The sequence below is a fragment of the Bacillus sp. JJ1609 genome, assembly GCF_036967045.1.
GTDB lineage: Bacteria > Bacillota > Bacilli > Bacillales > Cytobacillaceae > Mesobacillus.
Map to the genome: position 1 here is coordinate 62341 of NZ_JBALSS010000031.1, position 22341 is coordinate 84681.

The window sequence follows — 22341 nt, forward strand, 5'->3', positions numbered from 1 at the left end:
TTAAGCACGTTTTACATTCACTTTCCTGAATACAAACGCTCCTAAAAGAACGATTGTTAGTCCAGCTAATGTGTTTTGCAGATAGTTGGAAGCTGTGTTTGGCAGCTTTCCGCCTTTTACAGTCTTAGCAACAGTCTTATCAGCAGGCATTTTTTCAACAGCTGTAGCTACTTCTTCTGCAGCTTCAGTTGTCTGCTCAAGGTTTTCGCCTGTTTCTTCCATGAACTCTGAATCAAACATATCCTTCGTAATGATCATGTCAGCTAAAAGCTCACCATCTAAATTAGAGATTTTGATCATCAAATCTGCACCATTTGTAGAATCCAATTGCATTAATGAAGTGAATGAAACAGGTGTTGTCTGTCCATCCTTTGTTAAAAAGTAATCTACATCAAGTTGTAGCAACTCAAGCAGATCGTTCCATACATCGATGAACTCTGCAATCTCTTCTGCAGAAAGATCAGTCGCACTGTCAAACTCAGGGAAATCCATTAAACGTGTGCCGATTTCTTCCATTCCCATGAAAAATTGCTCTGCATCCAGTTCAGGGTTTTCAAGGATTGCGATCACATGGTTAGCCAGGCGGTTCGCTTCAGCAAGTGAAAGGCCGAAAGTATCCAATGTATTGATTAAATCATCTTTTGACTGCATGAAGTATTGCTCAGAAACAGCCCAAGAAAGATCTTCAATCGTTTCGTAGTTATCGATAGAATCTCCGGATTCATTCAAGAAACGCTCTAGTTCTTCTCTTGATTCAAAATCGAACTCATCTAGAAGGAATTGAAGCGTCTCATCCGTAATTGGCGTCATTTCTTCAGCATACAGCCAATCCGTAACGTCAAAGTAAAGATCATCGAAGAATACGTATTCGTCCAAAGAAGCACCGTGCTCTTCAAGTAAAAGGTTGAAATCTTCCTCAGTCAATTCAAACTCTGCAATAAGCTCCTGCAAGTTCTCCTCGTTCAGTAAATCTCCCAAATACATCGTTAATTCTTCAAGTGACTCAAAATCTTCAAGAGTATAATCATGCATATCGCTTAGATAAGTAACAAACTCTTCCTCCGACATGCCAATTTCCTGAAGATAGTTTTGGAACTCAGGATCCTGAGCATCCACAGCCGCAAAAGCAGCGTAAGGCATAGCCACAAAAGTTAGCGATAGAGCTAACACAATAGATAAAATGCGCTTCAAAAAAACTTCCCCCTATTAATATTACAGATATATTACAAAAGTATTATAACGGGATTTCCAAGCTTCAGATAGTAGTATAATATGGAATTTTTGTAAGACATATAGAATTGCTTTAACGCAGTAAACCGGTGGGGGTCAGACCCCCGGCAAGGTGATGCGTTAAAGCGGTGTCGGGTTGGGGGTCTGACCCCCAGTGCGGTAGTGTGGTAAAGGGTTTGTGAACTTTTTGGAAATTTTTTCATCATAGGGAAATTCAGGGGTGTTTTTGTAACTTTGATAGGGTTAAATGCTTGTTTGTTCTTTGATAGTGGTAGGAGAGGGGATCATTTGATGATTGGAAAATAAATTTTTGTTTATTGGCGAAATATTATAATAGAAAAGCAATATTTTATCAATGTGCTATATTTCTTAATTTTTCTCTCAAAAATATCCTTGAAAAAATATTTTTGTGAAATAAAAATTAACATATACTTTTATTTATGGGATTATCTATAATATACCTGTGTAAGTATTCTGATAAAAACATATAATCTCATACTCCATAGAATTCTCCATCAATACTCATCAAGAAGCGATCAGAATTTCAGTACCTGATTTTCCTTTCCCTCATTTAATTATTTTAGCGACATAACTATTTACATCATGAATCATGTTTTTTTACAGTCAAAGGAGGTGGGTGTTAAACGTACTTTATAGATTCACCTATAAAATATAAACTCTGGGGAATTCGTCAACAGCATGATTTCCTGGGATTGATGTTGGATTGAATCCAACTGAAATATTCCCCTTGTTCGCAAATAATGCATAAGGTGAGGCGTTTATATGAAGCTTGTAAAAGATGATTATAATATCAATGAAAAAACTGTGCTGCTGACTGGAGAGTATGTTAAGAATGGCCGTCAGTGGACAAGGGTAATCGAGGGTGAAGAAACATTTCTCGTGAAAAAGCGACCAATGGAGCTCATTAACAAGGCTCTGCTGTGTTTGGGGTCAGATTTCAGAGCAGCACGCAGAAGCTCCAGGTACATACTCGGGGAATGCCACATGTGCCCGATTAGAATCAATTGCAATCTCGGAATCTGGCTGTTTCCGACTAAATCGTACAGGGATGAGCATTGTATCTGGTTTTCGTTGATGCACGTCAAAGATACGAAGCCTTCCGGAATCAGAAGGACCAAGGTGTTTCTGAGTTATAACCATGAGTTTGAAATCGAGATGAAGGAAACTTCTTTTAAAAATAAAAAGAATAAAGCGATCCAGTTAAGAGAGAGTATGCTGAGGAATTCACAAAGCCCGCTTACTTTTTACCTGGAGCCGAAAAAAGGGCTTAAAATTATTGAGGGTCCTGGCTTAAATCGGTATGAATTGAAGAAAGAATAAACGTGTCTGGCATCTTCCAAATAATAGGAAGGTGCCAGACACGTTTATTTTGTCGGCAAAGGTGGGTAAATAGATAGTAACAATCTACTAAACCGAAAGAGGTGTTGATGATGAACAACGAGAAGAAATCGAATTTCTATAAGCCCGAAGAGCATAGAGGACTATTCATGGATATTTTAGAGACGGATGATAACACACAGCACCTTCTCAAGCAGGAAAAAACACGATACACAGAAGGTGCTGGTGAGATCATCGACAAGGTTCAAAATACTTTCCTTGAAAAAAGAAGAGCTGAGGAAATTGACCTTTCACTTGAAAAACGCGATAAAGAGAGATTTATGGCATTGACTTCAGAGGGATGGGAAGAGATTTTATAAAGTTATCACAATTCGATTGAGTATATTAAAACGTCATTTATTAGTAGATGGCGTTTTTTTCTGTGCAAAAGTCTACAACATATTAAGTACCGAAATCGCAATGATTAAATTATCCCATCAATTTTCCCTTTAATCAGTTTAGTAACAAAGATTTATTAAAGCCTGTCCTCAAAACTAATACTTATAGAACCATGTTCTTCACTTTTACGGAGAATAATTACCTTTAATCCATATTTTTTAACTATTTTGGTAAAAATGTAGTCTGAAAGTCTTGATTTTTACTGATATATTAATATAATTATATTTGGATATTTTTTCTATAAATAGAAAAATTATATTTTTTTACCGTTATTTTCGTTTTTAAAACGACTATATAAATTACTTTTGAGGAGTGTCGATGGTTTTGGGGAAAAAGAAGTATGAGAAATTTTTAGCTGCAGCTGTATCTGCTGCAGTTATCACAAGCGTTGCAACACCTGTAATTCAAGCTGAGGCAAGTTCTTTTAGTGATGTACCACAGACTTCAGCCTATTATGATGCTGTACAGTCCATGACATCAATAGGGGCAATCTCGGGTTATGCTGACGGAACTTTTAGACCGCATTTGAATGTAACTAGGGCACAAGCTGCCAAAATGCTGGCTTCTGTATTAAGCCTCGATGTTACATTGGAAAAACAAGTTTCATTCTCTGATGTAAACAAAGATGCTTGGTTTGCTGGTTCGGTATCTGCGTTAGTGAAAAAAGGAATCATTTCTGGATATGCAGATGGAACTTTTAGGCCCAATGACACAATTACTAGAGCACAAATGGCAAAAATGCTTGTTAATGCTTTTGAATTAACAGGCAAGGAGTCAAAAAATAGTTTTAAAGATGTTAAGCAGGGAGATTGGTTCTTTCAATACGTGAACACACTTGTTGAAAATAAGGTCACAGTTGGTAAATCACCTTCAGAATTTGGTCCTGGAGAAGCAGTGACTCGCGGCCAAATCGCAATTTTTATCCATAATAGTAAAAAAATTGTTAAGACACCTGAAGTGCCTGCAGATAATGGGGGAGTTGTTGTTCCTTCAAATCCAACACCACCGCCAACTACAGAGCCGCCAACACCACCTTCCACGGTAGATTTTTCAAAGCCAATCAGTGAAGCTGGTACTTACGGACCTGCATCAGGGACCCAGACTATTAATGGTGATGTAGTCATTTCAAGTCCTGGAGTTACCCTTCAGAACGTGAATATTACAGGTAACCTTATTTTAGGTGCTGGCATTGGTGAAGGAGAAGTTTATTTAAATGGAGTGACTGTTTCTGGTACCACTGAAGTAAGAGGTGGAGGAGAAAATAGTATCTACTTCAATGATACGGTCTTAGCAACTGTCATTGTAAATAAAAACGACGGGAAAATCAGAATCGTTGCTGAAGGTTCAACAGTTGTAGCTGATCTGCAAATTGAATCCTATGTAAAAGTTGAAGAAAAGAACTTGGATCAAAATGCCCCTGGGTTCACGAATGTTGTCCTTGCCGAAAGTGTCCAAAGTACAAATCCAGAGCTGGCTGTTTCGTTGACAGGAACGTTTGATACTGTTAATTCAAGAGCGACAAACGTTCGAATTAATTTAACAGAACAAACGGATATCCAGACATTGATCATTAACGCATTAGCTACTGTATTAGGAACAGGAACAGTTTCAACAGCTGAAATTAATGCTGCGGGAACATCGCTAGAGGCTCGTCCAAGTAATCTTGTTTTGACTATTCCAGCGGGTGAAAGCATCCAAATTGGAACGGGAGATCAAGCTCAGACTGTCACAGAGAGCTATTCTAATATCGAAACGACTGTTTTAACAGGAGCGTCTGCAACCCAAGGGATCATTGATGTGAAAATGGATTCCTTTGTCGCTGACTTAAACGAAAGTGATTTTACAGTGACGGCTAAGTTGGTTGGAACAGATGGAACTGAAGAATCAGTTGAATTACAAAATCTTTCATATAATCCAAACCAGCAACGTTTCACATACGAACCGGTAGCATTGGAAGGAAACGCTGACAAAACTTTACAAATTACAGTTGCGCCGGCAAGTGAAAAAGTAAGTGGAGAAGCACGGACAGTTGAGGTTAAGATTGGAACTGGCTTCGAAGGCAAAATTACTGATATTTATGGAGTAGGTGTCGCTGGTCTGAAAATCAAATTCAGAGCGGGTTCAGGTACTACAACTGGTGAGGTTGTTGGAGAAGCAACTACGGATAAATACGGATATTATTCTGTATCATTACCTGCAGGAATTTATACAGGGGAGCTTTCTGGTGAAGGATATATGACTTCCTATATGTTTGGTACTGCTGAGACCAGCCAGTATGTATTAGAGCAAAATGAAACAGCGATCCGTGCCGCGGCAACAAATGAAGTGAAAGTGATGCTGTCATGGGGTGAAAATCCAAGTGATTTAGATTCCCATTTATATGGATATACTCCAGAAGGAACTGGAATGTTCCATACTTGGTTTGCTGATGAAATCCATTCTGAAAATGGTGAGCGGATTGTTGACCTGGACTGGGATGATGTTGATTCATTTGGTCCGGAAACGACTACAATCCGAAAATTAAAAGACGGAAAATATAAATTTATTGTTCATAACTTCTCTGGCGAAAGTCCACTATCAACTTCAAGCGGTAAAGTAGAATTTTTCAAAGGAAATTCAACTACTCCGGATTATACCTTTAGTGTACCTGAAGGTGATGGAACGGAACGCTATTGGATTGTATTTGAAATGACTGTATCCAACAATGGCGAGACTATGAATGTTGAGGCAATCAATACACTAACAAATGAGGAACTGGAATTCTATGGAGGTCCAGAGGCTCAGGAAGTCATGATTGAATCAGATACTCTTGAAGAGGGAACCTTAGAAGCTGGCGATACAATCGATTTAAAATTCAATACAGTTTTGGAAAATAGCAATGGCGAAGCTGTAGAAGCCGTTCGTAATGCATTAGCGGGAACGGAATTTGACGGGAAAGTCGAAGTATCATCTGTCGCGGGTGAAAATTTAGATACTGATGTCATTAGATTGAAAGTTCTAGAGGGACAATCTGTAAACCTTTCAATGGTAGGTGAAATTTATCTGCCAGAGGGAGTACTTACGGATACGGATGGAGTAAAAAATCTTAGTGATATTTATTTCGGTTTATACGGAAACGGTGATCCGGGTTATCCAGGAAATGAATATCTAGAATATAATATTGATTCTATTACTAACAATGGGTTGTACCTTCCCCTAAACACAGAAGAAGTAGGAGCTTTTGCTACAATCAGCAATGGTGATTCCGTATTACAGGAAGACACCGGCGATGGCAATGGTGATTACACTTATGAAACCCAAGGTCCAGATTTTGGAATCATTCATCTTAAAAAGGAATATATGGATAGCCTGAATTTACAGGCAGGAGACCTAGTGGACTTTGCTCTATCTTCAGAAGCTGGTGAGCAACTTAAAGTAGTAACTGTTGAAGCCGTAGATTATCCTACGTTCAGCCATAACTTTAGTTTTAGCGACACGGATGGTAACCCAGGTGTGGTAGTAGCTTATTTATCTGAAGCGTTAGGATCAACTGTTGGTGTTGAGTTAGAGAATAATGCAGACGTATCTGCCGCTGTTACTGTGGAAAAAGACTATGGAGTAATTAACGGTACAACTGCAGTTTATTTGCAAGATTTTGATGGCGACAGCAGCAATGGGAAACGACCTGCAATCATGATTTCAGGACCAGAAGGGGAAATAATTGAAAGGCCTGTCACTATCATAATAGACGATACACTCATGGATTTAGATGGCAATTCATTTAGACCAAATGAAGGATTCGTTTTATCTGATTTCTAAATAGTAACAGTTGACAGGCACCATCCAATTATTGGATGGTGTCTGTCGCTTTTTTTATTATTATAGTAAACTATAGATAAAGAAAGTGATAAAGGGAGAGCGTTATATGATTTTAGTTGTTGGCGGTGCCGGTTATATCGGCAGTCATCTTGTTGAAGAATTGGTTAAGACGAATGAAGTTTTGGTGTTGGATAATCTTTCGACTGGGCATGAGAAGGCGATTGACCCTCGTGCTGTTTTTGTGAAGGGTGACCTTGGGAACGAAGCGGACCTTGAGGCTGTTTTTAGCAAACATCCTATCAAGGCAGTCATGCATTTTGCGGCTAATAGTCTCGTAGGAGAGTCAGTCGTTGATCCGCTGAAATACTATGAGAATAATGTGGCCTCCACACTTACGCTTTTAAAAGTGATGATGAAATACAACGTGAAGAATTTTATTTGTTCATCAACGGCTGCTACGTATGGAATTCCTGACGTGGATATAATCAGTGAAGACAGCCCGACTGTTCCGATCAATCCATATGGCCAGTCAAAGCTCATGGTTGAGAATATTTTAGCGGATTTCGCGTATGCGTATGACATGCGATATGTGGTTCTGCGCTATTTTAACGCAGCGGGGGCAAGCGCTTCTGGAAGAATCGGTGAGATGCATGATCCTGAAACGCATCTGATTCCGATCATCCTCCAGCATCTACTTGGACAGCGCGAGCAAATTTCCGTTTTTGGAGATGACTATGAAACGCCAGACGGAACATGCATCCGTGATTATATCCATGTGACGGATTTGGCGAATGCCCATATTGTTGCCCTTGAATCCCTGTTGAATGGTCAGAATAAGACCGCCACATATAACTTGGGGAACGGCCTTGGCTATTCAGTAAAAGAAGTGATCGATACTTGTGAAAAGGTAACAGGACGTAAGGCGAACGTTGTCATTGCTGAACGCCGTGCGGGTGATCCGGCAAGATTGGTTGCTTTTGCGGATAAAATCTACCAGGCTTTGGGCTGGAAGGCAGAGCGGAATTTGGAAGAGATTATTGCTAGTGCCTGGAAATGGCATAAGCATCAGAGTGCAGAATAGATCAGGCGGGAGCCTGGAAGTTGCATCTAAAGTATAGAATAAATCAATCGGGTACATGTAAGTAACCTCAAACCATGGATATTATCAGACGTGTAACGGAAGTGGCATCAAAGTAAAAAAATAGATTCTCCTGGAACTCAGATTTAGCATAAAAATAGAGCAGATCATTCAGTGCCTGAAAGCGGCGAATTTAAATCCCATCCAGTATATTAAGGTACAATTAGAATTGATTGTGTAAAAATAATATAAAAATATTACGCAAAACGAAACGAATAATTATAACCTAGAATGAAAGTGCTAGTATACATCCAATTTTTGGATAGTAACTAGCGCTTTTTGATTAGAAAAATAAAACTCTAATTCTTTTGAAATACTATTCTGATAGATATTTACTACTAAAGTAATATATGGTATTAATTAAATAATCGGAATTTTTATAAATTCCAGAATATTAAAAGGAAGGGGTAAATTTTAAAAATCTACTAAATTTACATAAGGGGGAAAATAGGTGTTAAAAAAAGGTATTGTTAGTGCTCTTGTATTGTCGATGGCATTCTCGAATGCTGCCATGGCTGCTGTTCCTGAACCGGCAGCAAAGGTGAAACCACAGGTTCAAAGAAGTTTGACTGACGCTGTTGTAAGCTATGAGGAGAATCAGAAGGTCCGTGTAATTGTTGAACTTAAGGACAAGCCAACGATTGACTTCGCACAGAAAAAAGGAGTGAAGTACAACGAGCTGGATGAAGCAACAAAAGAGAGTTTGGAATCTGCAGCACTTAAGCAGCAAGAAGAGCTAGTCTCTCAATTGAGCGCAAAAAAATTGAATGTAAAAGTTCTCGAAAATTTTACAACAGTAGTGAACGGATTTAGTGCTGAGGTAGAGTACGGGAACATTAAATTTATAAAGAATCTGGAAAATGTTTCAGACGTTTATATTACACATGAATATAAGCGTCCTGAAGTAAAGCCTGAAATGCTTTACAGTAAGGAATTGGTTGAAGCTCAAAAGGCTTGGGATGAATATGGCTATAAAGGTGAAGGAATGGTTGTAGGGGTTATCGACACTGGTATCGACCCTTCTCACAGAGACATGATTCTTTCAGCTGATACAGACGAAGAGCTTTCAAAAGCAGACGTGGACCAAATCGCTAAAGATAATGGCTTGAAGGGTAAGTATTATACGGAAAAAGTACCTTATGGCTACAATTATATGGACGATAATGATACCATTCTTGACCTTGGTAAAGAAGCTTCCATGCACGGAATGCACGTATCAGGTACTGTTGGTGCTAACGGGGATGAAGAACACGGCGGAATCAAGGGTATTGCTCCTGAAGCGCAAATCCTTGGTTTGAAGGTTTTTGGTAATGACCCTGAAATGCCATCTACATTCAGTGATATTTATGTAAAAGCAATTGACGATGCGATCAAGCTGGGTGTTGATGTTATCAACATGAGCTTAGGTTCAACGGCTGGATTCGTTCTACCTGAAGATCCAGAACAAAAAGCTGTTCAAAAAGCAGTCGATAATGGCGTGCTAATGTCTATCTCTGCAGGTAACTCTGCTCACTTCGGAAACGGATGGACTTCGGCTAACCCTAGCCCGAACAACCCTGACATCGGAGTATCTGGTTCTCCAGGTGTTTCTTACAATTCCTTACAGGTAGCATCTTTTGAAAACAAGTTTATGGATCTTGATGCGATCACTGCTAAAGTTGGAGATGCAGAAAGCAAATATCCATTCTTGTCTGCAAGCTCAGTACACCCGAATGATATCGAGAAGAAAGCATACGAAGTTGTATATGCAGGCCTAGGCCGTAAACCAGGCAATTCTCCAACAGCTCCTGAAGCGGATGACTTTGTTGGCTTGGATTTAACAGGCAAGATTGCGTTAATCAAGCGTGGTGAAGCAGGTTTCGTAGACAAAGCGAAGAATGCGCAGGCTGCTGGAGCGGCTGCTGTCATCATCTTTAACAATGCAGATGGCTATGTAAATATGGCTTCGGATGCTACTATCAAAATTCCGCAGCTATTCATGCTGAAGACTGATGGAGACGCATTAAAAGCTGCACTTGAGGCAAATCAATCAGTAACATTGGAATTCAAAGGCGATGTGACAAAAGCATCCAATCCATCTGCTGATAAAATGAGTGATTTCACTTCTTGGGGCTTGACTCCAAACCTTGATTTCAAACCTGAAATCACCGCACCAGGCGGACAAATTTTATCAACATTCAATGATAACAAATACGGAATGATGAGCGGTACATCAATGGCGGCTCCACACGTTGCCGGGGGATCTGCTCTAGTACTTGAGCGTGTTGATTCAGAGTTTGGCGTGAAGGGACTTGAAAGAGTTAACCTTGCTAAAAATATTCTTATGAACACTGGTGCACCTGTAATCGATAAGGGCGCAATCAATAATATGTTTGAATTTGGCATTCCTTACTCTCCAAGACGCCAGGGTGCTGGATTAATGCAGCTGCACGCAGCATTATCGACTCCTGTAGTAGTTGCTGAAAAAACAACAGGAGAAGCAAAAGTTGCTCTGCGTGAAGTAGGAGACACGGCTACTTTTACATTAAAAGCTAAGAACTATTCTGATGCAGCTGTTAGCTATAATGTAGGTGTCAATGTCCAGACTGACCTTGTCCTTTTCGGAGAAATGGGCTATGAAGCTAGCAAACTTGAAGCTCAGCCATTAGAAAACGTTCCAATGACTGTTAATGGTGTGGAATTCAATCCTGAAGAGAAGCCGGTTATTGAGCTTGCTGCAGGTGAGGAAAAAGAAATAACTGTTGAGCTTGACCTTGCTGCTGCTATGGTAATAAACCGTAATGCTACCGGATATGTTCCTGCAAAGGATGTTTTCAAGAACGGCTATTTTGCTGAAGGTTACGTTACTCTAACAGATACTGCTGACACTAACCCTGCGTTGACTGTTCCATACGTTGGCTTTAAGGGTAAATGGGGCCAGGCACCAATTGTTGATGCTCCAATGTGGGATGCGAACACATTCTACGGAATGACTGGCCTATTGGATGAGAACTACAACTTCCTTGGCTATGACGTAGTGAAGGATGAAGTGAAGCCTGAGTACATGGCATTCTCTCCAAATGGCGACGGCTCACAGGATAAAGTAATTCCGATTGTTTCATTCCTAAGAAATGCGAAGCAAGTAGAATACAATGTCCTTGATAAGGACGGCAAGAAAATCCGTACTTTACGTACAGAAAACAATGTTAGAAAGAATTACTATGATGGCGCAAGAAGCCCAGAGTATTCTTTGAACCCTGCAAGAGCATGGGATGGCGTGGCTGATCTTAAGAATGTTCCAGAAGGAGACTACCAAATCGAGGTTCGTGCGATCGTAGACTACCCAGGTGCTGAATGGCAGTCATTCAAATTCCCTGTAAAAGTAGACGTAACAGCTCCAACAGTTGAAGCAGCTTTCAATGCTGAGACTAAGGAACTGACACTTACGAATGCGGCTGACAATGAAAATGGAAGCGGCCTGGCATATGTGGATGTCCTTGTTGATGGTGAGTCTGTACTAGATGCTCCATTAAGTGGAGATGGCACATATACACTTAGCAAAGTTTCTGAAACGAATTATGTAGATGTTGTGGCTGTTGACTATGCTGGTAACATCACTGTAGTTAACGCACAGGATGCTGCTGATGTTGAAATTCCAGATGTACACGTATTGACTCCAGAAGCATTTGGAACAATCAATACGAAAGAAACAGTTGTTTCTGGATGGGTTGCTGACAATTCTGGCATCCATGACTTGAAAGTAGCTGGACAAGATGCAGAGCTAGTTTATAACCAAGCTGAAAAGCGTTATGACTTCTCAACTAAATTGACTTTTGATTCAGACGGAGTCAAGTATTATGACGTAAGTGCTGTTGATGGAAAGAACAACAAGATTTCCTTCAAGCGCACAGTATTCGTGGATTCAACTGCCCCTACTTTAAAAATAAAAGGAGCACCAGGAGCGGTTGCGCCATCAGTTGATAAGGTAAAAGTATCACTTGATGTTGCTGACAACTTCGATGAAATCCGTGTTTATGTAAATGGAAACGAAGTATTCTTCAACGAGTACCTTGAGCCATACGCAATGCGTAATTTCAAGAAAACAATTGACGTTGATTTAGATCTGAAAGATGGCGACAACAACTTCGTATTTGAAGTTACAGACCTTGCTGGCCACAAAGCCACTGAAAAAGTCACAATCAAGAAACTAGTTGAAAGCGGAACTCCTGGCGGTGGAACCGTTCCTGGACCAGCACCTGCTCCAGTACCAAATACTGACCTTGGTCAAGTTGATGTAGACACTTCTAAGGGCGAAGCAACAGTATCTGTTGATGAGCAGAAATTCGCAGCAGCACTTAATGATTCTTCAAGCAAGAATGTAACTTTAGACTTGTCTTCCGTTGCAAACGTAAATACAGTTAAAGCAAAACTTCCTGCAGACTCAGTTGCTAAGGCGGCAGAAAGCAAGAAGAGCCTTACACTTAAGACAGGCAGTGAATCAGTTGACGTTCCAGCCACTGTTCTAGCTGACCTTGCTAAGGAGAAAGGTAATGTTATCTTCACAATCGGTAAAGCAGCAGTTAAAGCATCAGCTGCACAAGCGCTTGCTGAAGTGAACCTGTCTGTAGTTGTTGAGAAGGATGGAAAGCAAACTGCTTATACGAAGTTCGATAAGCCAGTAGCTGTTTCTGTATCTGTAAGCGGCAAGACGTTCACAGATAAGCGCAAGGTTGCTGCATACGCTGTAACTGGCGGCAAGCTGGATTACGAAGGCGGTAAAGTAACTGGTGAAACATTCACATTCAAGACTCATCAAACTGGCAAGTTTGCAATCTATGAAAACAGCAAGACTTTCAAAGACATCAAGACTCACTGGGCTAAAGATGAAATCGAAGTTTTAGCTTCCCGTGAGATCGTAAAAGGTAAAACAGATGAGTTGTTCGCTCACGGCGAAAGTGTCACTCGTGCACAATTCGCAGTGTTGGTAGCACGTGCATTGAATCTTCCTACTTCTGAATACAAAGGAACATTCAAAGATGTACCTGCAAGCTACACATGGGCTGCACTTGAAATCGAAGCAGCAAACCAAGCTGGAATCATTTCCGGCATGGGCAATGGCAAATTTGCTCCAAACGAGAAGATTACCCGCGAACAAATGGCCGCAATGGTAATCAGAGCGATCGAATACAAAGACGCTAGCGTTCTTGATGGAGTAAAAGCACCAGCTTCATTCAAAGACAGCAAGAACATCAGCAACTTCGCGAAAGACTACGTAGGCCAAGCAGCAGCACTTAAGCTCGTAAACGGCTACGCAGACCAAACATTCGCACCAAAAGCCGACACAACACGCGCCCAATCAGCAGTCATCCTATACCGCCTGTTGGACGCACTAGGAGAACTGAAGTAAACACAATTTAGCACACTAAAGCACTGGGGGTCAGACCCCCGGCGGTTTAAAGTAGTAAAGTGCCGGAGTGTAATTCCATTTAAAGTGGCAGGCACCATCCAGTTTTGGATGGTGCCTGTTGCTATTTGTTGATTAACGTATTGGAGGGGAGACCCCCAGCAAGGTAAAGTGTTAAAGCGCTGAGCGGCTGATCCAAACTTAATGTTCATTAAATGGGACTGTTGTTTTGGTGTTGCCTTCTAATATTAAGACTTCTGTTCTTTCCTTTGAATTTTCTTTTTGTATTTCTATTACAAAGGTTCGAGGGGTGGCATCGGCTGTGCAATTTCCATTCGGCGCTCTAAGATTGATCGTAATCTTTTGCTCCGTTAGTTTCAAATCTTGAGAGTTTAGGACTAATGGGCAGCTTCCCGATTCCTCAACACTCAGGAAAAGGATTTCCTTTGTGGTGAAATTAATCTGAGGACTTTTTCTCGTTAACTGATAGAATTCCCATGTTTTTTCAAAGTCGCTTTCATTACTCGTCGTTCTTACTGCATAAGAATAGTAAGGTGATTCCTCACGCTTAAATGCAATCTCATTAAAATTCACAGGCCAAACCTTTTCCGACTCTACAATTCTTATTTGGCTGGTTTCAGTTTCATCACTGCTTTCACATCCAATTAAAACTAAAGAAAAGAATATAGCGAAAGACAAAGCAAACTTCCTTTTCATTCAAGTACCACTCCTTTGATCATTTGACGTATAAGCAGGAGAAGAGTTTCATCGTTTATTAGTAATATCATCGCACTAACGCATCGCCGCACTGGGGGTCTGACCCCCGGCGCGTTAATTCGTTAAAGACATTGGAAGATTCCCTTCTGAATGAAACGTATTTATATTTTAATACGTCTATTTGTACAAAATGGTAATTGTTCATTTAGCTATTAGGGTCATTAATGAAGTGAGGGGTTCGATTATGAAAGGAATGATAAGATTATGGATCATTATGATTATCAGTTTTTATTTGGCGACAACCACCTCACTGGCAGCTCCTCCACCAACCGAAGTGGAAGAGAAAAAGAATGAAGCCCCGTTACATTTAATCGGAACCGTCATCGCCGACGAGCTCTTTAAGGACATATCCAAGAGTGAGCAATATCCCCAGCAAGTAAGAACAATGAACCTTAAGGTAGACCGACTGATTAAGGTACCCAATACAGAAAAAGAGAAAACAAGCATCGAGGCGTATTATTGGTATATTCCATCCTGGCAGGCAAAAGAGTATACCGGAGGAGAGAGGATGGATATTGCAGTAGGGGATGTCATAGAAATTTGGCTGGTTGAGGGAGAATACGGATGGGAACCGGCATTAGGCGGAAACACGGTTAACCATATCAAATATGCCGAAAATCGGAAGGAACCAATCCCTGAGCCATTCTTGCATTCAATTGAAAGAAAATCTTCCTCACTTTTAAAGGAAAATACTGAAGCGCTCGTGCTGGTTGTTTTGTCTCTTGTTTTGTTTTTAATAGTTGTTAAGGCAAGGAAATCAAAAAAGTAGATTCACCAAGTTTCATTCAAAACGAATTTATTAATAGAAAAAGGAAGGAATCACCTGTGAAAGTTTTAGCGCGTGGTTTATGGCCTGGGAACATTTAAGCATGTTTAACTGCTATTTCTTAACATCTATGAGCTCCAATGCAATCGTCGAACTCATTTTCAGATCAACCATGGATTACGAGGGTTACATAAGAAAGAATGGCATTGACCCTACACTGCCAATAACCATGTTTTTAGGATTAACACTAATCCCCTTGCGTACAATATTTTTAACCTATATAACCGCAAAGAAGATGAAAAAATTAAATCTACCAAGTCGTATTACACCGTTAGGACTGACCTACAACCGGTATAACGTGTTAATTAACCGCTTTTTTCCATTATTACGATACCTATTGTAAAATAAATATTAATTTTAAAAAATCTATTAACTTTTATATTTTAATAGGCTAAAATAATCATTGCAACCGATTACATTTATTTAGGGGGAAAAACCTTGAAGAAAATTAAAAAGATAGCTGCTACAGCATTAGCGCTAGGTATAATCGTGCCACAGGCTACACCGTCAATCTCTTATGCAGAAGTGATGGACGAAGATGTAGTAAAACTCCGCATTCTTGAAACTACAGACTTACACTCCAACATGATGAACTATGACTACTACCAAGATAAATCAGTATTGAACTTCGGTTTTGCCAAAACAGCTACATTGATAAAAAAAGCAAAAGAAGAAGCGCCAAACAGCCTATTGTTTGACAACGGTGACCTGATCCAGGGCAGCCCGATGGGAGACTATGTAGCAAAGGTAAATAAATTGGAGAATGGAGAAGTCCACCCAGTTTATAAGGCTATGAATCTTATGGGTTATGATGCAGGTAACCTAGGAAACCACGAATTCAACTATGGCCTTGATTTCCTAGATCGTACATTAAAGGGTGCTCAGTTCCCTTACGTGAATGCTAACGTTTATATCGATGATGCTACTGATGACAAAAACGCATTCACTCCTTATGTAATTTTGGATAAAGAAGTGACAGATGCTGACGGAGAAAAACACACTCTCAAAGTTGGGGTTATTGGTTTCGTTCCTCCGCAAATCACTCAGTGGGATGCTGCACGTATCGGTGGCAAGGTAATTGCAAAGGATATTATCGAAACAGCAAATAAGTTTGTTCCTGAGATGAAAGCTGCTGGAGCAGACCTAATCGTTGCAATTCCACACTCCGGAATTGACCCGAATGCCAATGGACAAAACGAAGAAAATGCTGTTCACAATTTAAGCAAGGTTGAAGGAATTGACGCTATTCTTTTTGGCCATTCACATGCAACGTTCCCAAGTGCTAAATATGCTTCAGTACCAGGTGCTGATCTTGAAAAAGGTACTTTAAACGGAGTTGCCACTGTACAAGCAGGTATGTGGGGAGATAACCTCGGTCTGATTGACATGACTATTGAGAAGGATGCTGCAGGAAAGTGGACAATTACTGACACTAAGAGCTCTACTCGTCAAATTTTCACAAAAGATGCTTCTGGAACTACTTCCAATGCTGATGCTGACCCAAGTATTGTAGACGCAGTTAAACATGAACATGAAGCTACTATTGAATATATGAAGGGTGAGCTTGGTAAAACAACAGCTCCAATCAATAGCTATTTCTCTCAAATAAAAGACAATGAAGCAATCCAAGTGTTGAACGCTGCTCAAAAATGGTATACAGAAAAGGCGATTCAGGGAACTCCATATGAGAAACTTCCTGTCCTTTCTGCAGCTGCACCATTCAAAGCAGGTACACGCGACAATCCAAACTACTACACTAATGTTGCAGCCGGAACTCTGCAAATTAAAAATGCAGCAGACTTATATTTATACGACAACAACACTTTACAGGCTATTGTTGTAACTGGTGCACAGCTTAAAGAATGGTTAGAAATGTCGGCAGGACAGTTCAACAAAATTAAAACGGATGTAACTGAAGAACAAAACATCATTAATACAGAATACCGTTCATACAATTTCGATGTAATTGATGGTGTTACTTATGAAGTTGATGTAACAAAACCTGCGAAATATGATGGAAGTGGAAAAGTTGTAAGTGCAGATTCAAGTCGTATCGTAAACCTGCAGTTTGACGGTAAAGCCGTTGATCCAGAACAAAAATTTGTAGTAGCAACAAATGACTATCGTGCCTCAGGGACTTTCCCAGGTGTGAAGGGTTCTGAGATCATCGTTAAGGCTCCTGAATCAAGCCGGGAAGTTGTTTCTGCCTATGTTGTTGAAAAGAAAATTATTGACCCAACTCCAGACTTAAACTGGTCATTCAAAACAATTAACGAAGATGTGAAGGTATACTTCTTATCTTCACCAGAAGGCCAACAGCATGTTAAGGCTACTGACAACTATAAATATGTAGCAACACAAGCGGATGGATTTGCTAAATATGCTCTTGATATGAAAGTTAAAGCTACAAATCCTGTACCACCGCAAAACCCTGGGCAGCCACAAAAGCCAGAGCCAGGTGAATTACCAGAGAAGTTCAAGGATGTTAAAAAAGACCACTGGGCATTTGAATTCATTGCTGAATTAACAGAAGCAGGAATTATCAAAGGTCAATCTGCTGACAAGTTTTATCCAAGCGGAAATGTTACAAGAGGTCAATTTGTATCGCTACTTGCACGTACATTAAAGCTTGAAGCAACTAAAGACCACCCATTCAAGGATGTTGCTGGAGCTCTAGAAGCTGACATCGCAGCAGCTTATGAAGCAGGTATTACTGCTGGATTAACTATCGATAAGTTTGATCCGAATGCTCCAATTAACCGTGAGCAAATGGCAGCAATGCTTGTACGTGCCTACGAAGTTAAGACTGGCAAAAAGTATGACCCGCAAGCACCAGCTAAATTTGCTGACGCTGAAAAAGCATCAAACTTCGCTAAAGACTCAATCAATGCAGTAAACGAACTAGGTTTCATGGTAGGAATCGGCGGCGAATTCCAGCCAAAGAGCAAAGCAACAAGAGCACAAGCAGCAAAAGTTGTATCATTACTATTAAACAAATAAACAAACCATACAGAAAGCCCTCCAAAATTGGAGGGCTTTTTAGCGCTTTAAAGGGCTGGGGGTCAGACCCCCAGCCCTTTAAAGCGTTAATAACATGCAGTAACATCCAGTAATTACTAAAAAAATATGCTGAGGGACCTCACCAGTAGGGATTTTGAGAAACAAAATGAGGACTGAATGCGTCAATAAATATTAGTAAGAGGAAAAATTGGTTTTATTGTTTTTAATAAGATATCCTGCAACATATGCATAATAAGAAGAAAAGCAAAGAATATATCACTAGCAATGTAATGCGTTAATTCGCTGGGGGTCAGACCCCCAGTAAGTTAATACGTTAAAGCGCCGGGGGACTGACCCCCACTGAGGTAAAGCGTTAATATGATGGGGGACTGACCCCCGATGAGGTGATGCGGTGATGGGTGAGGGTAAGGTGTTGGTTGTGGAGGATGAGCTGCCGATTCGGCGGTTGATTTGTTTTAATTTGAGTCGGTCGAATTTTGATGTTGTGGAGGCGGGGGATGGGGCGTCTGCTCTTCGGCTGGTTAAGGAGGAGAAGCCTTCCATTATGATTCTTGATTTGATGCTGCCTGATATGGATGGTTTTGATATCTGTACCAAGCTGCGTGAAAAGCATCCGCAGCTGCCGATCATCATTTTGTCCGCTAGGGGTCAGGACATGGATAAAATTATGGGTCTCGAACTTGGGGCAGATGACTATATCGTCAAACCGTTCAATCCTCTTGAATTGGTGGCCAGAGTCCGGACCGTTCTCAGAAGAACAACTCCAGCTGCCACTCAAGATACGTCATCCGAACGGCTATCAATGGGACCGTACATATTAGATTTAAAAACTCTTAAAGTATATAAGTCTGGCACTCCATTAAAACTTACGGCAAGAGAGTTCCAGCTCATGAAGCTATTCTTCGAACGAATCAATCAGCCAATTACCAGAAACGAACTGCTCGACGAGGTCTGGGGCACCAATTATTTTGGCGACCCAAAAACAGTCGATGTTCATGTGCGAAGACTCCGTGAAAAACTGGAGGATGACCCGTCCAATCCTAAATACCTGATTACTATGTGGGGCTTCGGATACTGCTTCCAAGAGGGCGGAGCCTGACAATGAAAACAGGAATCAAAGGAAGGCTCGTTTGGAGCTATTTAATACTTATTGTATTGACTGTCGTGATGTTTGAAACCCTGATTCTTTCAGCGCTGCGCTTTTATTATATAGAAGGAGTCCAACAAACACTAAGAGACCAGGGCACCATGTTCATCTCGTTTCATGAACAGGAGCTCAAGGATGGCTTGCTTGAGGAAAAAGCCCCCCTGTTCCTTCAGCAATATAATTTTTTAATCAGCGCACAAGTCCAGCTGCTCAATCACCACGGGAAGCTAGTAGCCGATTCGCATAATAACGCGCAATCTGATGTCGGACAGCTAGACGATGTAAAAGCAGCACTAACTGGGCAGACGGGTTATTTTACAGGAAGAGTGAATGATGAAAAAGTGATGACTGTTACCCAGCCGATGATGATAGAGGGGAATAATTATGGCGCAATCCGACTCACTACCTCGATGGAACAAATCAATCACGTACTTTTCCAAAACATGCTCATTCTGATGGCGATCGGCCTCTTTGTCATTGTGATCGCAGCTTTGATCAGCTACTTTTTAGCAAATACAATCACCAAACCTGTGAGTGCCATTACCTCTGCTGCGGAAAAAATGGCTTCCGGTAAATTTTCGACGAGAATCGCAAAACAGAAGAACGATGAACTAGGCAAGCTTACAGACACGCTCAATTTCATGGCCGAGGAAGTGGAAAAGCATGAACAGATGAAAAATGAATTCATCGCCTCGGTATCGCATGAGCTCCGAACGCCGCTTACTTCTGTAAAAGGCTGGGCAATCACCCTGCACACGATGTCCACCGATGAAACGTTCCAGGAGGGACTCCAGATTATCTCTAATGAAAGTGAACGTCTTTCCAATATGTTAGGTGACTTGCTTGATTTATCAAGCTTGTCAGCAGGAAAAGTGAAGTATAACTTTGAAGAACTGTCGCTAAAAGAAACACTCCAACAAGTCGTCAGCCAGTTAAATCCTAGGGCATGTAGACAAGGGGTTGAGCTGATCCCCGCATTTGTTGAGGATGCTTTTATAAAAGGGGACGCTGGCCGCTTGAAGCAAGTGTTCATCAATATTATCGACAATGCCTTGAAATTCACCCCGAGCGGTGGAGAAATCATCATTTCTCTTGAAATCGGCCAATTCAAAACTGCCGAAATCCACATAACAGATACAGGCGAAGGAATCTCTAATGAAGACCTTCCTTTAATAAAAGAAAAGTTTCAAAAAGGGAAATCGAAGGCATCGGGAACAGGCTTGGGCCTGGCGATTTGCCAGGAAATCATCCATGCACATAATGGAACTTTTGAATTGAAGAGTAAGGTTGGTAAGGGTACGACCGTGGAAATAACTCTTCCAATCAATTAGCCTATTAACCTATTTGTAACCTTTTTTTAAAAGAATAAGAGAGATTTCTCTTCCTATTGCCGGTAAATTCGAATTAAAGGAAGAGAGGCGGAGGATATCAATATGAAAAGGAAGCGGAGGCAATCCGTGACGCTGATTTTGGCGTGTATACTGCTGGGAGGCTGCAATTTTTTCCCCGAGCCGGTGAGTCTCATTCAGGCACCGGGTGAAGCTAAGTCGACGGATGAGTCATCGGGTAATCAACTCGAAACTGTTAAGAGGCACCTTCCAACCGGAACATCCCTGCATGTGCCTGACGAACCTGTCGGCAGCGATTCAATCATCCATGCCGATTTTAATAATGATGGAAAAAAAGAAATCATTGCCTTTTATAAATCCAATCTCCGTGCAGATCAAACAGGTGCAATTGTGTTGCAGAAGCAGGACGAGACGTGGACGAAGATCGCGGATTTTGAAAGCCCAGGTTATGAGGTCAGCTGGGGAAGTGCTGAGGACCTTACGGGTGATGGCAGACCGGAATTACTGGTTGGGTGGAAAATGGGCGTTTCGGCCGGGGGCGTGCTCGATATTTACAGCTGGGAAAATCAACGATTTAAGAAAATCGCTCAGCAAAAATACCATGAGCTTGATCTTCTTACTGGCGCTGACCAGCCAAGTCTGGCTGTTTGGCAAAGGGAAATGGAAGATGTGTATACCGTCGATGTGCTGAAGTGGGAGGATGATTCTCTCAAAGCTGATAAAGACCTATCTCCGGTTTATTTTAGACAGGTTGCAAAGTATTATGAACAACGGACGAAAGAGGTACCGGATGCTGCATTTTATTGGTATTACCTGGCTGAGACATATCTGAAGGCTGATATGCCAGATGATGCCCAACTGGCTCTTAGTCAAGGTATGAAGCGAAGTATCTCCGTTCCAAGCTGGAAGGACTTTGAACTTTTACAAAAGAAGATCGAAGCGGGTTTAGGTGAACGAAAAGAAGCGGATGTACTGTATTATGAGCCGCTTGCTGACCTGACGATGAACATACCAAGGGATTTGTATCCTTATATTTCGATTGAGTCGCAGGAAGGTGAAGTGAATGAATATGTTATGAATGTTTATTTTACCGAGGGGAAGAAAAAAGGGCTGCTGTTCGCGATTGAAGCATATGCTCAGGAGTTTATCATGAGGGAGGAGTTCCCTCTTCAGATGATTGCGGAAAATGAACAGCTAGTTTACGGTATTCGCAGAAATGACGTCAAGGAAAACTTGAGTGTAATGTATAATCACGCAGGTGCTTTAGCGGATGAAATGATCGGAAGTATTCGGTTAGGTTCGCCTTTTTCCAAATATACCGTCATGGAGGATGCACTTTTAATAAAAAAAGTGCATGAAGCGTATGAAAAATATGTTTATGTTGGTATGGGCGGAAAAATGGAATCAGGGGTTATTGAGAATTTTACAGTGGACGACATGGACTATCGCTACCTGGGTGCAGATCTCGATACGATGAAAAAATTCAATGCTTATCTGGCGCCTTCTTTTACAAAGGAAGCAATTCGGAGTTTTATGGAAAGCGCACGCGTTATTGAGCATGAGGGAAGGCTGGCGCAGCCGAATGCGGATGGCGGGTCGCTGCTGAATTATAGCAGAGCGACAGTTTTAAAGGTGAAGAATCTTGGAACGGAAGTGCAATATGACTTGAGTGTTCCGCTTGGCAACAGCCTGGTATTTGAAACTGTGACGGTGGTTCTTAAGAAAACAGCAGAAGGATGGAGGATTTCATCTAATCCAATTACTTTGTAAGCGGCAGCCTAAAAGCTGCTTCTTTTTTTGCAAAAAATGTTACCACATTTCAATCATCTGTTTACCAATTTGTAACTTTTGGCTTCTGGCGAGGTTATAAAATAA

Annotated in this window: 12 protein-coding genes; 10 read left to right on the forward strand and 2 right to left on the reverse strand. The window is 41.0% G+C overall.

Going from position 1 to position 22341, the window contains the following annotated elements:
* Complete coding sequence (locus V7654_RS20505) at positions 1 to 1191, reverse strand: processed acidic surface protein (RefSeq protein WP_335432694.1); 1191 nt, start codon at positions 1189 to 1191, stop codon at positions 1 to 3.
* A gap of 822 nt (positions 1192 to 2013) precedes the next feature.
* Between V7654_RS20505 and V7654_RS20510 the strand changes: the two genes are divergently transcribed.
* The 5 genes from V7654_RS20510 (at position 2014) to V7654_RS20530 (ending at position 13349) form a co-directional block, all read left to right on the forward strand.
* The gene (locus tag V7654_RS20510; protein WP_335432695.1) at positions 2014 to 2571 is read left to right on the forward strand and encodes a competence protein ComK; all 558 of its coding nucleotides are present in this window, start codon (positions 2014 to 2016) and stop codon (positions 2569 to 2571) included.
* 110 nt (positions 2572 to 2681) lie between these two features.
* A complete protein-coding gene (locus tag V7654_RS20515; RefSeq protein ID WP_335432697.1) occupies positions 2682 to 2948 on the forward strand; it encodes an IDEAL domain-containing protein in 267 nt (88 codons plus the stop codon).
* A gap of 403 nt (positions 2949 to 3351) precedes the next feature.
* Entirely contained in the window at positions 3352 to 6825 is a 3474-nt protein-coding gene (locus tag V7654_RS20520; RefSeq protein WP_335432698.1) for an S-layer homology domain-containing protein, read from the forward strand.
* Positions 6826 to 6931: 106 nt separating this feature from the next.
* Complete coding sequence (galE, locus tag V7654_RS20525) at positions 6932 to 7906, forward strand: UDP-glucose 4-epimerase GalE (protein ID WP_335432699.1); 975 nt, start codon at positions 6932 to 6934, stop codon at positions 7904 to 7906.
* Between the two features lie 508 nt (positions 7907 to 8414).
* Positions 8415 to 13349: a S8 family serine peptidase gene (locus V7654_RS20530; RefSeq protein WP_335432700.1), complete on the forward strand. Its 4935-nt coding sequence runs from the start codon at positions 8415 to 8417 to the stop codon at positions 13347 to 13349.
* Positions 13350 to 13547: 198 nt separating this feature from the next.
* Here the strand turns inward: V7654_RS20530 and V7654_RS20535 are convergent, their stop codons facing one another.
* Complete coding sequence (locus tag V7654_RS20535; protein WP_335432701.1) at positions 13548 to 14063, reverse strand: hypothetical protein; 516 nt, start codon at positions 14061 to 14063, stop codon at positions 13548 to 13550.
* 244 nt (positions 14064 to 14307) lie between these two features.
* On the opposite strand from V7654_RS20535, the gene V7654_RS20540 reads away from it, so the two are divergent.
* The 5 genes from V7654_RS20540 (at position 14308) to V7654_RS20560 (ending at position 22236) form a co-directional block, all read left to right on the forward strand.
* Entirely contained in the window at positions 14308 to 14892 is a 585-nt protein-coding gene (locus V7654_RS20540) for a hypothetical protein (protein WP_335432702.1), read from the forward strand.
* 495 nt (positions 14893 to 15387) lie between these two features.
* Positions 15388 to 17949 carry a bifunctional 2',3'-cyclic-nucleotide 2'-phosphodiesterase/3'-nucleotidase gene (locus tag V7654_RS20545; RefSeq protein WP_335432703.1) on the forward strand — a complete coding sequence of 854 codons (2562 nt, stop codon included), beginning with the start codon at positions 15388 to 15390 and terminating at the stop codon, positions 17947 to 17949.
* Between the two features lie 415 nt (positions 17950 to 18364).
* Positions 18365 to 19069: a response regulator transcription factor gene (locus V7654_RS20550; RefSeq protein ID WP_335432704.1), complete on the forward strand. Its 705-nt coding sequence runs from the start codon at positions 18365 to 18367 to the stop codon at positions 19067 to 19069.
* 2 nt (positions 19070 to 19071) lie between these two features.
* A complete protein-coding gene (locus V7654_RS20555) occupies positions 19072 to 20448 on the forward strand; it encodes a sensor histidine kinase (RefSeq protein ID WP_335432706.1) in 1377 nt (458 codons plus the stop codon).
* A gap of 102 nt (positions 20449 to 20550) precedes the next feature.
* Complete coding sequence (locus tag V7654_RS20560; RefSeq protein ID WP_335432707.1) at positions 20551 to 22236, forward strand: DL-endopeptidase inhibitor IseA family protein; 1686 nt, start codon at positions 20551 to 20553, stop codon at positions 22234 to 22236.
* Positions 22237 to 22341 lie beyond the last annotated feature (105 nt).

Excerpts from the sequence above, each read along its gene's own strand:
- V7654_RS20550 (WP_335432704.1), top strand. The coding sequence starts at position 18,365 with ATGGGTGAGGGTAAGGTGTTGGTTGTGGAGGATGAGCTGCCGATTCGG.
- V7654_RS20555 (WP_335432706.1), top strand. The coding sequence starts at position 19,072 with ATGAAAACAGGAATCAAAGGAAGGCTCGTTTGGAGCTATTTAATACTT.
- V7654_RS20535 (WP_335432701.1), bottom strand. The coding sequence starts at position 14,063 with ATGAAAAGGAAGTTTGCTTTGTCTTTCGCTATATTCTTTTCTTTAGTT.
- V7654_RS20540 (WP_335432702.1), top strand. The coding sequence starts at position 14,308 with ATGAAAGGAATGATAAGATTATGGATCATTATGATTATCAGTTTTTAT.
- V7654_RS20510 (WP_335432695.1), top strand. The coding sequence starts at position 2,014 with ATGAAGCTTGTAAAAGATGATTATAATATCAATGAAAAAACTGTGCTG.
- galE (WP_335432699.1), top strand. The coding sequence starts at position 6,932 with ATGATTTTAGTTGTTGGCGGTGCCGGTTATATCGGCAGTCATCTTGTT.
- V7654_RS20560 (WP_335432707.1), top strand. The coding sequence starts at position 20,551 with ATGAAAAGGAAGCGGAGGCAATCCGTGACGCTGATTTTGGCGTGTATA.
- V7654_RS20515 (WP_335432697.1), top strand. The coding sequence starts at position 2,682 with ATGAACAACGAGAAGAAATCGAATTTCTATAAGCCCGAAGAGCATAGA.